This window comes from Streptomyces sp. S063, assembly GCF_002832675.1.
In the GTDB taxonomy this organism is placed as follows: domain Bacteria; phylum Actinomycetota; class Actinomycetes; order Streptomycetales; family Streptomycetaceae; genus Streptomyces; species Streptomyces sindenensis.
In genome coordinates this window covers 4812642-4826094 of the sequence record NZ_CP021707.1, presented here as the reverse complement: position 1 = coordinate 4826094, position 13453 = coordinate 4812642, and the positions used below count along the sequence as shown (strand labels likewise).

Sequence of the window (13453 nt, the reverse complement as noted above, 5' to 3'; positions counted from 1 at the left end):
CGTGGGGTACCGGCCCTTCCGCGTCCGGTGGCGTCTGCCTCAGCCCACCGCGACCAGCACCACCAGCAGCACGACCCCCGCGACAGCCGGGGCGATCACCTCGTACGCCCAGCGCACCGATCCCCGGTCCGCGCCCTCGGGGGTCGTGTCACCGGCCCGCTCGGCGATGTCCCGCAGATCGCGGACGGTCTGGTCGGCGGAGGCGGTGCGCCCGGCGGAGTCGCGCACGTCGGCGCTGACCGACGTACGGCCGTAGGGGTCGTCGTGCGCCGCGCGGGCCGCCGTGCGCGCCGCGCGCTTGCGGGCGCGCAGGGAGACGGGGATCGCCCACAGCTGGTACTTCGTGCCGTCCTGGGCGAGCAGCTCGGAGGAGTACGAGGCCCGCACATCGGCGACCTCGGTCCAGGGAAGCTGGATCGTCCGGAACGGGTTACGGACCCGGATGCGCTCGTCGTTGGCGAAGACGGCGGGCCGCAGGGTGAAAGCCACCACCAGCGGCACCACGAGGAGCAGCGCGGCCAGTGCGAGCCACGGCGTACGCCCCTCGCCCCGGATCATGGCGTCCCCGCCCATCCAGGCGATCAGCAGGAGCAGCAGCGACCCGCAGACCAGCGCGGCCACGGAACGGTAGGTCCGGTCGGCGTGGGGCGGCTCTGCGGGAGGTGTGGGGCTCGTCATGGGGCCGATTCTGCCCGATGGCCGTCCGGCCGGGCGGCGCGCCCGCCCGCGCTCGCGCCCGCGCGCCGGATCGCGCGGATGGCCCGGCCCCCTGTACAGGTCGCTACGCGCGTAGATATGCTCATGTGGTGACCATGCCCACCACTGCTCCCGCATTCTCCGACGCGACGGCGTCCGACAGTGCGCTGCGCCGCTTCCTGTTCGGGCTGCCCGGCGTCGACGCCGTCGGCCTCGAAGCGCGCGCCGCCTCCCTCGGAACCCGTTCGATCAAGACGACGGCCAAGGCGTACGCCATCGATCTCGCCATCTCGATGATCGACCTGACGACGCTGGAAGGCGCGGACACCCCGGGCAAGGTCCGGGCTCTCGCCGCCAAGGCCGTCAACCCCGACCCGACCGACCGCACGACCCCGCGCACCGCGGCCGTCTGCGTCTACCCCGACATGGCCTCCACCGCCGCCGCCGCGCTGGCCGGTTCCGGCGTGAAGGTGGCGTCCGTGGCGACCGCCTTCCCGGCGGGCCGTGCCGCGCTGGACGTCAAGCTCGCGGACGTCCGCGACGCCGTGGCGGCCGGAGCCGACGAGATCGACATGGTGATCGACCGGGGGGCGTTCCTCTCCGGCCGGTTCCTGAAGGTGTACGAGGAGATCCTCGCCGTGAAGGCGGAGTGCGGCCCCGCCCGCCTCAAGGTGATCTTCGAGACCGGCGAGCTGTCCACGTACGACAACATCCGCCGGGCCTCCTGGATCGGGATGCTGGCGGGCGCGGACTTCATCAAGACCTCGACCGGCAAGGTGGCCACCAACGCCACCCCCGCCAACACCCTCCTGATGCTGGAGGCGGTCCGGGACTTCCGGGCGGCCACCGGCGTACAGATCGGCGTGAAGCCGGCCGGCGGCATCCGCACCACCAAGGACGCGGTGAAGTTCCTGGTCCTGGTGAACGAGACCGCGGGCGAGGACTGGCTGGACCCGCACTGGTTCCGGTTCGGCGCGTCCAGCCTGCTCAACGACCTGCTGATGCAGCGCCAGAAGCTCAGCACCGGCCGTTACTCCGGCCCCGATTACGTGACGGTGGACTGATAGCCATGGCATCCGCATTCGAGTACGCACCGGCGCCGGAGTCCCGCTCCGTCGTCGACATCGCCCCGTCCTACGGGCTGTTCATCGACGGCGAGTTCACCGAGGCCGCCGACGGCAAGGTCTTCAAGACCGTCTCGCCGAGCAGCGAGGAGGTCCTCTCCGAGGTCGCGCGGGCGGGCACGGCGGACGTGGACCGGGCCGTGAAGGCGGCACGGAAGGCGTTCGAGAAGTGGTCGGCGCTGCCCGGCTCCGAGCGCGCCAAGTACCTGTTCCGGATCGCCCGGATCATCCAGGAGCGCAGCCGCGAACTGGCCGTTCTCGAAACCCTCGACAACGGCAAGCCGATCAAGGAGACCCGCGACGCGGACCTCCCGCTGGTCGCCGCGCACTTCTTCTACTACGCGGGCTGGGCCGACAAGCTGGACCACGCGGGGTACGGGGCGAACCCCCGCCCGCTGGGTGTGGCCGGCCAGGTCATCCCGTGGAACTTCCCGCTGCTGATGCTCGCGTGGAAGATCGCCCCGGCGCTCGCCACGGGCAACACGGTGGTCCTGAAGCCCGCCGAGACGACCCCGCTCAGCGCGCTGTTCTTCGCGGACATCTGCCGCCAGGCCGGGCTGCCCAAGGGCGTCGTCAACATCCTCACCGGTTACGGGGACGCGGGCGAGGCCCTCGTCACGCACGGGGACGTCGACAAAGTCGCCTTCACCGGTTCGACCGCCGTCGGCAAGGCCATCGCCCGGTCGGTCGCGGGTACGGACAAGAAGGTCACCCTGGAGCTGGGCGGCAAGGGCGCGAACATCGTGTTCGACGACGCCCCGATCGACCAGGCCGTCGAGGGCATCGTCACCGGGATCTTCTTCAACCAGGGCCAGGTCTGCTGCGCGGGCTCCCGGCTGCTGGTCCAGGAGTCGGTCCAGGACGAGGTGCTGGACGCCCTGAAGCGCCGGCTCTCGACCCTCCGGCTCGGCGACCCGCTGGACAAGAACACCGACATCGGCGCGATCAACTCCGCCGAGCAGCTCGCCCGGATCACCGCCCTGGTCGAGACCGGCGAGGCGGAGGGCGCGGAGCGCTGGAGCGCGCCGTGCGAACTGCCTTCCTCGGGTTACTGGTTCGCCCCGACGCTCTTCACGAACGTCACCCAGGCGCACACGGTGGCCCGGGACGAGATCTTCGGCCCGGTGCTCTCCGTGCTCTCGTTCCGCACCCCGGACGAGGCGGTCGCCAAGGCCAACAACAGTCAGTACGGCCTCTCGGCCGGCATCTGGACGGAGAAGGGCTCCCGCATCCTCGCGGTCGCCAACAAGCTCCGCGCGGGCGTCGTCTGGGCCAACACGTTCAACAAGTTCGACCCGACGTCGCCGTTCGGCGGCTACAAGGAGTCGGGCTTCGGCCGCGAGGGCGGCCGCCACGGCCTGGAGGCGTACCTCGATGTCCGATAACAACCGACTTGGCGTCTTCAAGACCTACAAGCTGTACGTCGGGGGCAAGTTCCCCCGCTCCGAGAGCGGCCGGGTGTACGAGGTGACCGACTCCAAGGGCGCATGGCTGGCCAACGCGCCGAAGTCCTCCCGCAAGGACGCGCGCGACGCGGTCGTGGCCGCGCGCAAGGCGTTCGGCGGCTGGTCGGGCGCGACCGCGTACAACCGGGGCCAGGTCCTCTACCGCGTCGCGGAGATGCTGGAGGGCCGCAAGGAGCAGTTCGTCCGTGAAGTGGCCGCCTCCGAGGGGCTGTCGAAGTCCAAGGCGGCGGCCGTCGTCGACGCGGCGATCGACCGGTGGGTCTGGTATGCGGGCTGGACCGACAAGATCGGCCAGATCGCGGGCGGGGCAAACCCGGTCGCGGGCCCGTTCTTCAACCTCTCCACCCCGGAGCCGACGGGCGTCGTCGCGGTCCTCGCACCGCAGACGTCGTCGTTCCTCGGCCTGGTCTCGGTGATCGCCCCGGTGATCGCGACCGGCAACACGGCGGTCGTCATCGCCTCGTCGGACGCCCCGCTGCCCGCCCTGTCGCTGGGTGAGGTGCTGGCCACGTCGGACGTCCCCGGCGGAGTGGTCAACATCCTGTCGGGCGTCACGGCGGAGCTGGCGACCCCCCTCGCCGCCCACCAGGACGTCAACGCGATCGACCTGACCGGCGCGGACGCCGAGCTGGCGAAGGAGCTGGAGATCGCGGCGGCCGACAACCTCAAGCGCGTACGCCGTCCACAGCCTGTGGACGCGGACGGCGCGGCGGACTCCACGGACTGGACGGCCTCCCCCGGCACGGACCGCCTGACGGCGTTCCTGGAGACCAAGACGGTCTGGCACCCGACGGGCGCGCTGGGAGCCGCGGGCTCCTCGTACTGAGTACGGACCGCGCCCCGAGCACCCGAACGGGGCCGCCCTCCCACCCCGGGGCGGCCCCGTTCGCCGTGTGCGCGCGCGTCAGCCGGTGACGAGCTTGGTCACCGAACCCACCACGGGCAGGTCGCTCAGCGCGCCGCCGCTGGTGATCGGGTCGGTGACGATGGTGGTGGTCACCGGCTTGAAGTCGGCGATCTGGGTGCCCACGGCGTTGTCCAGCGGATCCACCCCGGTCCCCGCCAGCGGGTCCAGCTGAAGGTCGGTGATCGGCGCGACGCTGCTGGCCAGCGAGGTCCCGAGCGCGCTGGTCACGGCGGGCGCGGCCGTCTCGCCGACCGCTTGGAGGGCGGAGACGCCCTGCTCCGGGACCTCGGCCGCCGGCGGCAGCGAGACGGCCTGTGCGGAGCCCGCCCCGGCCCCCAGCGCGGCCCCCAGGGCGGTGAAGGTCAGACCGGCGCGCAGCAGGACGCGCCGTTCGGGCTTACGTGCATGAAGTGCCATGTTTTCCACCTGATCGAGCCTGGTCGGGTAATCGTCCGTACGCGCAGAGTAGTTGAGGTGTGATGCTGGATACCAACAGGAGACCCGAGGGGTCGCCTGCGCGGGTCAATGCCTCACACTTCTGTTCTGTGAGTTCCCAACCGATCCCGACCCGCGTCGTGCTGCTCGCGGGCCCCTCCGGCTCCGGCAAGTCCGTCCTGGCCGCGCGCACCGGCCTTCCGGTGCTGCGCCTGGACGACTTCTACAAGGAGTACGACGACCCGACGCTGCCCCGGGTCCCCGGCTCCGCGGACATCGACTGGGACTCCGCCGGGTCCTGGGACGCGGACGCGGCGGTGGCCGCCATCGCCGAGCTGTGCCGGACCGGCCGCACGGACGTTCCCGTCTACGACATCGCTACCAGCTCCCGTACGGGTCACGAGACCTTCCACATCGAGCGGTCACCCCTCTTCGTCGCGGAGGGCATCTTCGCGGCGGACATCGTGGAGCGCTGCCAGGAACTGGACCTGCTGGCCGACGCACTGTGCCTGCGCGGCCGCCCGTCGACGACGTTCCGCCGACGCCTGGTGCGGGACCTGCGCGAGGGCCGCAAATCGGTCCCGTTTCTGCTGCGACGCGGCTGGCGCCTGATGCGGGCCGAACGGCGCATCGTGGCCCGTCAGACGGCGCTGGGGGCGTATCCGTGCGGCAAGGAGGAGGCACTGGGCCGGTTCGCGGCTGCGGCGGCGGGGCGGTGCCGGCGGGCGAGCGTGGGGGCGCCGGCCCCGGAGTAGGGGCGGGCGCCCCGCTCGCGCTCAGCCGGTGGTGGGCGCGTCGCAGCCGAAGGTCCTGGCGGCGGCTTTCATGAAGGGGGCAAAGTAGTCGTCCGTCACAGGAAGGCCGGCAGACTCACGCGCTTCGAGGTACTGCATGCCCGGCTTCATCGCCAGGTAGAGCGGATCACCCTGGGCGCAAAGCAGGATCATCTTCTGCGTGTTCACGACCTCGGCCGCACGGCCGTCCGGGGCCTTGCCCTGCGTGGTGCCCGGCGCCTTCCGCACGGCGGCGGTGAACAGCGGGTCCCGGGAGACGGTGTATGTCATGAAGCCGTCCGCACGGACGATGCCGGACGAGTCGTCGTCCAAGAACAGGCTGCAGGACCACAGACCGGCCGGCGCCTTCTGACCCGCTTCGAGTACCTTCGCGCCTTCCGGCACCCGACCGCGTACGGAGAGGCCGTCCAGGCCGCAGACCCGGCTGTCGGAGACCGGGCGGGCCTCGTCGGAGACGGGCGGCACGAGCGGTCCGGGCTTCTCGGGGAGATCACCGCAGTGCGCGGCGGCCGCGACGGAGCGGGCGGTGCCGGTGGTGAACGCGGCGAACGCGGCACGGTCGGTGATCGGCCCGGTGGTGCTGACCCTGACGATGACGGGCTGCTTCTCCGTCCAGCACTTCTCGGGCAGCAGGGCCCATGCCTGGCGCCGGTCGACCCCGCCGGTGACCGCCCCGGAGAAGAACGACGTCCTCGGCAGGTCCAGCAGGTACTCGACCCCCAGAAGGCCGTCGCCCTGCTCCGCCCACACCCGTATCGTCAGCTCGCTCTCCCCCGAGCCGAGCAGCACGGACGACTTGCCGACCCGGCACACCGTGTCCGTCAGGTCCTTGTCGAGGCCGCCCCCTTCGGCGTCCAGACGCCCGGACCCCGGAAGCACCACGTCCGCCTGCTCCGCCGACACGAGCCCCCCACAGAGCCGGTCCTCCGTCAGCACATTGGTGTTGCGCCAGGCGTGCAGCAGCCCCGCCATCACCACGACGACGGCGGCAACGACCGCCCAGACCTTCCACGCCGGACGCGTACGGCCTGCTGATCCTGCTGCGCTCACTTGCTCACTTCCTGGTTCGCAGGGCCGAAAACGCCTCTTCACGGCCTGTGATGTAGCTCTGCTTCGCCTCGCCCACGGCGTTCTGGACTGCGATGCTCTCCTGCGGGACCTGCCGGGCGACCGCCCAGTCCTCGATCAGGCCGTTCGTGCTGGCGATGCCGTCTGCCGTTGCCGCGCTGACCTCACCCTTCGCGAGCAGCTCCGCCTCCCCCGCCACAACTTTGGACCACTCGTACGTAGCGGCATCCACAGCCCGCTGCGCAATATCGCCAACCTGCGGAATCATGTTGGCCGCTGCACCGAAACCGTGATAGCTGTAGCGCGCCTGGTCGTTGATCTGCCCGATCTTGGCGTCACGGTTATCGAGGAGCATGTCCATGCCGATGGCATTCAGACCTCCAAAGGCCTCACCCACGTGGCGCGACTTGACATCCCAGCTGGCTACGTTGCTGGTCAAGCTGGCCTCAGACACCCGCTGACCAGTGTCCAGGTACTCCACCGCATAGAGGCGCTGGCTCTCGTAGAGGGCGTCGAAGACTCGCACAGGATTGCCGTCCTCGTCCTCGCCGGCGACACCGTCCGACACGCCACGCATCACGCGCAGAAGACTGGCCTTGCTGTTGGTAATGGAAGCCTCGTCGCCCGCCCCCCTGACGTCGTCCAGACCCGTCGGAGTTCCCGGCGCATACCCGCCCAGAATGGCGTGGGTGTCCTGCGTGTAGTCGGTCAGAATACGGCCCAGCGGGGCCTTGAGGTTCTCGGGGACAGTGTCCCCCTTGGCCCCCTGGTCCAGCGTTGCGATGACGCCCTGCATCATCCGGGCCTGGCCCTCGCTGTGCGGTCCAGGTTTGCCCAGCGGCGCACCCGGCTCGTTCCCCGTCGCCCCGGCCTCCAGGGCGAGCCCCAGGCCGTGGCGGCTGAGCGGGTCGTCGGTGACGATCACCCGGGGTCCGGCCGCGACGTGCTCCTGGGGCCACTCCCGGGCCCCGTCCCCGTTGCCTATCAGGTAATCGAGGTGCTCCTGTCCGTTGCCCACGGCAGGGTTGAAAAAGGCGGTCGCCGCATCGGGGTTCTTGCTCATCACACCGAGCAGGCTGTCGAGCGCGTCGGCCCGGCCCTCGCGGTGGTTTCCGCCCCACTGCACAAAAATGGCCTTGTTGTCCTCCTCGGCAGCGATCATCTCGTCGCCGAGCTGGTTGAGGAACTGGTCGTCGAACGGCACGTCGGCGTGCGTCATCATCTCGACGAACGGGCGATAGCCGTAGAGCGGGTTGGTCTCCGAGTCGTAGTTCTTGGCCCCGGCCTCCTTCAGCCCCTCCGTGAACTTCCGGTAGAACGCTCCATCTCCGCTCTTCAACCAGGTCTCGAATTCCTTGGAGCCAGGTGCCTTTTCCGCCATCGAGCCGGGGACGTGGGTGGCCACCGCCAACGTATCGGCGAGTCCGCCCAGCAGTCTCGTGTACTGACTGCCGGAAGAGCCGCCCTCCTGCTGGCGATCGGACAGGACGTCGCTCAGCCTGATGGTGCCTTCAGGACCCAGCCGCCCCAGGAATTTCTGGGCTCCGAAGTTCTCGTCGTCGGCGTTGTCCCGTATCGACCGTTCCAGCTCCGCGAGGGCTGCGTCGGAGACCTTCTTGCCGTCGATCAGGCGCTCGGCGGTCGCCACCGCGTCACGTAGTTCGTACGCCTCGATGTCGTCGAGGGGTTTGCTGTTGAAGCCGTTCGTCGTACCGTCGGTGACGTCCGAGTCCTTCACGACCGCCTTCAGGGCGATCTCCACACCCTTGTCCGCGTCCGACGTCGCAGCGACCAGCCGGTCGATTTCCTGCTGCCAGGAGGTCACCGCTTCCCGCACCGACTTCTGGTAGTCCGGGTCGTGGTGGTAGGCGGACCGGGCGCCCTCGCTCAGGGTCTCCGTGTCGAAACTGACCCGGCCGGCCTCCGAGACCTTCATGCCGGCCTTGACGGCGCCACTCCTCGCCGTCTGCAGCTTGCCCTTGAACTCGGTGAACTGCGTGTACGCGTCCCGGAGCAGCGAGGCGATCGCCTTCGCTTCAGCCTGGGCAGCTCTGTACTCGTTGAGGGTGATGCCGAACGACGCGTTGGCGGCACTCGCACTCAGTCCGACCCAGGTCTGCCCCAGCGTGATGCCGTGTACGTCCTTCTCGTACTGCCTCTCCCGCTTGTTGAACTCTCCCGCCATCTCCGTCCACTTGTCCGCGGCCTTGGTCAGGCAGGACAGGTCCGTGGTCATGATCTCGTGGTAGCTGGGCATGCTCTTCCCCCGTGGTCCCCTGTGCCTGGTCAAACGTGCCGATCCGGGTTTGCCCTGCCCGGCGACGGTCAGTAGCCGTTGAAGGGCGAGGGCGGGAGCGGGGGTCCCAACAGCTGCTGGGTCTTGAGCTCGGTGCCACGGAAGATCGTGTTGGCATCGCGCAGGGAACTCTTCTCCCTGCCGAGTCGGTTCATCAGGTTCCGGACCTGCTTGCCCCACGCGGTGTGCGCGTCCTTCATCGCACGTGAGGTGATCCAGCCCTCGCCGTCCTTGGCGCCGAGCGCCGTGACGGCGGCCGCGTTCTCCTCGCTCGCCCAGTTGCCCGACTTCTTGGTGTCCGGTTCAAGATGCTGCTCGATGGCGTTGGCCGCCGCGCGCTTCTGCGTCGGACTGGAGACCAGCCCGGGAGCCTGTCCGGGCGCGAACGGTCCGTAGACGGGGGCGGGGAAGGATCGGCCGGAGTCTCGTTGAGCCGCATGGAGGTCGGTGCGGCACCGCCTCCGGCCGTTGCCATCGGGTCGCCTGGCCGAATGTTCATCCGTCCCTCCGGAAGCCTTCGTACCACGCACGCTTGACGTGGCCCGCTCACCCTAACAAGGGCTGTTTCCGGCATCGCCACACGCCAGCGGGGCCGTACAGGACCCCCCGGCCCGTACGACCCCGCTGTGTTTCCCCCGTGGCCCCGCCTCCCCCGAAGCGGTGGGCCTTTCTTCCCCGTACTCCCCCGTTTCCCCCGGGTCCCCCTCGGTCCCCGTTTTACTGCTCCCCCGTGTTCCCCCGTACTCCCCCGTGGCCCCCGCCTCCCCCGAAGCGGAGGGCCCTGCCTCAGGCCACCAGCTCGCCGAAGGACTCCTGCTCGTCACGTCCGAAGCTGAGGACCTCGTCCTCGCGCAGCCGGCGCAGGGAGCGCCAGATGCTCGACTTCACCGTGCCGACACTGATGTCGAGGATGGACGCGATCTCCGGGTCGGTGCGGCCCTCGTAGTACCGCAGGACCAGCATCGTGCGCTGGAGTTCGGGCAGTCGGGCGAGCGCCTGCCACAGCACCGCCCGCAGCTCCGTGCCGCGCATCGCGTCCGTGTCGCCCACCGTCTCCGGCAGCTCCTCGGTCGGGTATTCGTTCAGCTTGCGCCTGCGCCAGGCGCTGATGTGCAGGTTGGTCATGGTGCGGCGCAGATAACCGCCGACGGCCGCCTTGTCGCTGATCCGGCCCCAGGCCCGGTACGTCGAGAACAGGGCGCTCTGGAGCAGGTCCTCGGCCTCGAAGCGGTCGCCGGTCAGGTGGTAGGCGGTCGCGTACAGGGAGGCCCGTCGCTCCTGGACGTAGGCCGTGAACGCCGCTTCGGCGTCCGCGTTCTCCGCCCCCGCGGTGCGATCCCCCGTGGCCTTCCCGTACGCGTTTCCCCCGTTGCCCCCCACATCCCCCGTGGGTGCGTCAACCACCGTCATGTACGTCGAACGCGGCTGCTCCGCGGTCGACTGCGACGGCAGATGCTGACGCCCGGCGTTCCGAACGCACCCCCGCACGCCCCCGGTCACACCGGACTTCTCCGTGCTCCGGCCGATGTCGTGGAGGCGCGTGACAACTGCGCTTGAGCTGGTGCTGTGCAGTGCGTTCATCTCGCGCCCCCTATCGGTGGAGTCCGTTCGTTCCTTGCTGACCATGAGCTTGCCGGGGCAGTTTCATGGCGCTGTCCCCCGACTGTCACAGGCCTGTCACAGGGCCGGTTGGGGCCGTGCCCGGACAATCGGACGGGACCACAGGTCGAACTGAAGCGCCACCATGGGCCAGAATGACGCTCGTGCCTTTCCTGTTGCTGATCGAGGACGACGACGCCATCCGCACGGCCCTCGAACTCTCGCTGTCACGCCAGGGCCACCGTGTGGCCACCGCGGCGACGGGAGAGGACGGCCTGGAGCTGCTGCGCGAGCAGCGGCCCGACCTGGTCGTGCTGGATGTGATGCTGCCCGGGATCGACGGTTTCGAGGTGTGCCGGCGGATCCGCCGCACCGACCAGCTGCCGATCATTCTGCTGACCGCGCGCAGCGACGACATCGACGTCGTGGTGGGACTGGAGTCCGGCGCGGACGACTATGTGGTGAAACCCGTCCAGGGCCGGGTGCTGGACGCCCGGATCCGGGCGGTGCTGCGCCGCGGGGAGCGCGAGTCGACCGACTCGGCGACCTTCGGCAACGTGGTGATCGACCGCTCCGCCATGACCGTCACCAAGGACGGGGAGGATCTGCAGCTCACGCCGACCGAGCTGCGGCTCCTGCTGGAGCTGAGCCGCCGGCCCGGACAGGCCCTGTCCCGGCAGCAGTTGCTGCGGCTGGTGTGGGAGCACGACTACCTGGGCGACTCCCGGCTGGTGGACGCCTGTGTGCAGCGGCTGCGCGCGAAGGTGGAGGACGTGCCGTCCTCGCCGACCCTGATCCGTACGGTGCGGGGCGTGGGTTACCGGCTGGACTCGCCTCAGTGACCGAGACCGCCAAGCGGTCCCTGCGTGCGGGGCTGCGCTGGACCAGTCTGCGACTGCGGCTCGTCGTGGTCTTCGCGCTGGTGGCGCTGGTGGCCGCGGTGTCCGCCTCGGGGATCGCGTACTGGCTCAACCGCGAGGCCGTGCTGACCCGTACGCAGGACACCGCGCTGGACGACTTCCGGCGGCAGATGCAGGAGACGGCGGCGGCGCTGCCGACGCGGCCCACCAAGGACGATCTCCAGCGGGCGGCCGGAGCGATGGCGTCCAGCAGCCTGGGCTACAGCGTGCTGCTGGAGGCCGAGCGGGAGCGCGGAAAGCCGATCGTGGGCTACTCCGACCTGGACACCTTCACCCGTGCCCACGTGCCGGACTCGTTGCAGGAGCAGGTGGCCCGCAAGCAGCCGCTGACGTCGAGCAACGAGCACGAGTACCACCTGTTCTGGCAGCGTACGAGCATCGCGGGCACCCCGTATCTCGTCGCCGGCACGCGGATCATCGGCGGCGGCCCGACCGGCTACATGCTCAAGTCCCTCGACCAGGAGCGGCAGGACCTCAACTCGCTGGCCTGGTCGCTGGGGATCGCCACCGCCCTCGCGCTGGTCGGCTCGGCGCTGCTCGCGCAGGCGGCCGCGACGACGGTGCTGCGCCCGGTGCAACGGCTCGGCGACGCGGCCCGCAAGCTCGGCGAGGGCAAGCTCGACACCCGGCTCGTGGTCTCCGGTACGGACGAACTGGCCGATCTCTCCCGTACGTTCAACCGGACGGCGAGCTCGCTGGAGAAGAAGGTCGCGGACATGAGCGCGCGGGAGGAGGCGAGCCGCCGGTTCGTCGCCGACATGTCGCACGAGCTGCGTACGCCCCTGACCGCGATCACCGCCGTGGCCGAGGTGCTGGAGGACGAGGCGGACGCCCTCGATCCGATGATCGCGCCCGCCGTGCATCTGGTGGTCAGCGAGACCCGGCGGCTGAACGACCTGGTGGAGAACCTGATGGAGGTGACCCGCTTCGACGCGGGCACGGCCCGGCTCGTCCTCGACGACGTCGACGTGGCCGACCAGGTGACCGCGTGCATCGACGCGCGGGCCTGGCTGGACGCGGTGCACCTGGACGCGGAGCGGGGCACGATGGCCCGGCTCGATCCGCGCCGGCTGGACGTGATCCTGGCCAACCTGATCGGCAACGCCCTCAAGCACGGCGGTTCGCCGGTGGGCGTGCGGGTGCGGACCGAGGGCGAGGAGCTGGTCATCGAGGTACGGGACCACGGTCCGGGGATCCCCGAGGAGGTGCTGCCGCACGTCTTCGACCGGTTCTACAAGGCGAGCGCCTCCCGCCCGCGGTCGGAGGGCAGCGGCCTCGGCCTCTCCATCGCCGTGGAGAACGCGCACATCCACGGCGGTGACATCTCGGCGGCGAACTCCCCGGACGGCGGTGCCGTTTTCACCCTGCGGCTGCCCCGCGACGCCGAGCGGATCATACGGAACGAGGAACCGGGCGCGGACGCCCCGGGCGAGGACGGGGCGACGTGAAGCGCGGCGATGTCACGTACCGGAGGCGGAAGCCGCTGCGGCCGCGTGGGCGGCCGGCCGTCTCCCTCGCCGGTCTGCTGGCGGTCGCGGCGCTGGTCTCCGGGTGCGGTATCCGGACGACCTCGGTGCCGGTGGACGCGGGGGCCGCTCCCTCCCGGGTGCCGTGCCGGCTCCCCTCCTCGGACGTCGCCACGCGGTCGCCGGACAGTGTGGGCGCCGAGGTGTATCTGGTCTGCGCCTCGCAGCTGGTCACCGTGGAGCGTCCGATGCCGGCCGACGCGGTCGGGGCCGAGCCGGTGAAGGTGGCCCGCGCGCTGCTGAAGGAGGTCCAGCAGGCCCCGTCCGCGAGCGAACGGCGGGCCGGGTTCACCACGGCGGTTCCGGCGGGGCTGCGGGTGGATCCGTCCCGGGACGGCGATCCGGCGGGCACCCTGCGGCTGAGCAGCCAGCCGGAGGACCTGTCGGCGGAGGCGCTGGCCCAGCTGGTGTGCACGTACGCGGAGAGCGATGCGCTGGTCCGGGACGGCTCGGTGGTCCTCGGCGGGCCCGGGGACTACCCGCCGCGCGGCTATCTGTGCACCTCGCAGACGAAGTCCCGGCCGGGGGATCTGACCACGCCGGACGCCCTCCGGCTGGACTGACGCGGACCGAGGAGGGGCCGGGGCCGAGCGGGGCGCGCGGGGGCGTCCGTACGCAGTCG

The 13453-nt window shown here is 70.5% G+C and carries 13 protein-coding genes; 7 read left to right on the top strand and 6 right to left on the bottom strand.

Features of this window, described 5'->3' with window-relative positions:
- Positions 1 to 39: 39 nt before the first annotated feature.
- The gene (locus CCZ36_RS22475) at positions 40 to 678 is read right to left on the bottom strand and encodes a PH domain-containing protein (RefSeq protein ID WP_128818424.1); all 639 of its coding nucleotides are present in this window, start codon (positions 676 to 678) and stop codon (positions 40 to 42) included.
- Positions 679 to 812: 134 nt separating this feature from the next.
- Between CCZ36_RS22475 and deoC the strand changes: the two genes are divergently transcribed.
- Genes deoC through CCZ36_RS22460 form a run of 3 tightly spaced genes read left to right on the top strand, consistent with a single transcriptional unit; the run spans position 813 to position 4112 of the window.
- Complete coding sequence (gene deoC / locus CCZ36_RS22470; RefSeq protein WP_069738024.1) at positions 813 to 1760, top strand: deoxyribose-phosphate aldolase; 948 nt, start codon at positions 813 to 815, stop codon at positions 1758 to 1760.
- A gap of 5 nt (positions 1761 to 1765) precedes the next feature.
- On the top strand, positions 1766 to 3205 hold the full coding sequence (locus CCZ36_RS22465) for an aldehyde dehydrogenase family protein (protein ID WP_069738023.1): 1440 nt from the start codon (positions 1766 to 1768) through the stop codon (positions 3203 to 3205).
- Entirely contained in the window at positions 3195 to 4112 is a 918-nt protein-coding gene (locus tag CCZ36_RS22460; protein ID WP_069738022.1) for an aldehyde dehydrogenase family protein, read from the top strand. Before CCZ36_RS22465 ends, CCZ36_RS22460 begins: the two co-directional genes overlap by 11 nt.
- A 78-nt stretch (positions 4113 to 4190) precedes the next feature.
- On the opposite strand, the gene CCZ36_RS22455 is transcribed toward CCZ36_RS22460, so the two are convergent.
- On the bottom strand, positions 4191 to 4610 hold the full coding sequence (locus CCZ36_RS22455) for a hypothetical protein (RefSeq protein WP_128818423.1): 420 nt from the start codon (positions 4608 to 4610) through the stop codon (positions 4191 to 4193).
- A 62-nt stretch (positions 4611 to 4672) separates the two neighbouring features.
- Here CCZ36_RS22455 and CCZ36_RS22450 point away from each other — a divergent pair, with 62 nt between their 5' ends.
- Positions 4673 to 5383 carry a uridine kinase gene (locus tag CCZ36_RS22450; protein WP_079149598.1) on the top strand — a complete coding sequence of 237 codons (711 nt, stop codon included), beginning with the start codon at positions 4673 to 4675 and terminating at the stop codon, positions 5381 to 5383.
- 21 nt (positions 5384 to 5404) lie between these two features.
- Here CCZ36_RS22450 and CCZ36_RS22445 read toward each other — a convergent pair whose 3' ends face one another.
- The 4 genes from CCZ36_RS22445 to CCZ36_RS22430 all read right to left on the bottom strand — a co-directional run bounded on the left by CCZ36_RS22445 (position 5405) and on the right by CCZ36_RS22430 (position 10367).
- A complete protein-coding gene (locus tag CCZ36_RS22445) occupies positions 5405 to 6394 on the bottom strand; it encodes a hypothetical protein (RefSeq protein WP_164873629.1) in 990 nt (329 codons plus the stop codon).
- 82 nt (positions 6395 to 6476) lie between these two features.
- Positions 6477 to 8747, bottom strand: coding sequence for a hypothetical protein (locus CCZ36_RS22440; RefSeq protein WP_128818421.1), 2271 nt, complete (start codon positions 8745 to 8747; stop codon positions 6477 to 6479).
- 68 nt (positions 8748 to 8815) lie between these two features.
- Complete coding sequence (locus tag CCZ36_RS22435; protein WP_335755813.1) at positions 8816 to 9316, bottom strand: hypothetical protein; 501 nt, start codon at positions 9314 to 9316, stop codon at positions 8816 to 8818.
- Positions 9317 to 9572: 256 nt separating this feature from the next.
- Complete coding sequence (locus CCZ36_RS22430) at positions 9573 to 10367, bottom strand: SigE family RNA polymerase sigma factor (RefSeq protein ID WP_079149596.1); 795 nt, start codon at positions 10365 to 10367, stop codon at positions 9573 to 9575.
- 182 nt (positions 10368 to 10549) lie between these two features.
- Here CCZ36_RS22430 and afsQ1 point away from each other — a divergent pair, with 182 nt between their 5' ends.
- From afsQ1 to CCZ36_RS22415, 3 genes are read left to right on the top strand one after another with little or no spacing between them, the layout of a single operon-like run.
- Positions 10550 to 11227 (top strand): two-component system response regulator AfsQ1, encoded by a 678-nt coding sequence (gene afsQ1, locus CCZ36_RS22425; RefSeq protein WP_006127084.1) that lies wholly within the window; start codon positions 10550 to 10552, stop codon positions 11225 to 11227.
- Positions 11224 to 12753 carry a sensor histidine kinase gene (locus tag CCZ36_RS22420; RefSeq protein ID WP_069738017.1) on the top strand — a complete coding sequence of 510 codons (1530 nt, stop codon included), beginning with the start codon at positions 11224 to 11226 and terminating at the stop codon, positions 12751 to 12753. The genes afsQ1 and CCZ36_RS22420 overlap by 4 nt, the downstream gene beginning before the upstream one ends.
- Positions 12750 to 13394, top strand: coding sequence for a hypothetical protein (locus tag CCZ36_RS22415; RefSeq protein WP_069738016.1), 645 nt, complete (start codon positions 12750 to 12752; stop codon positions 13392 to 13394). The genes CCZ36_RS22420 and CCZ36_RS22415 overlap by 4 nt, the downstream gene beginning before the upstream one ends.
- Positions 13395 to 13453: the final 59 nt, after the last annotated feature.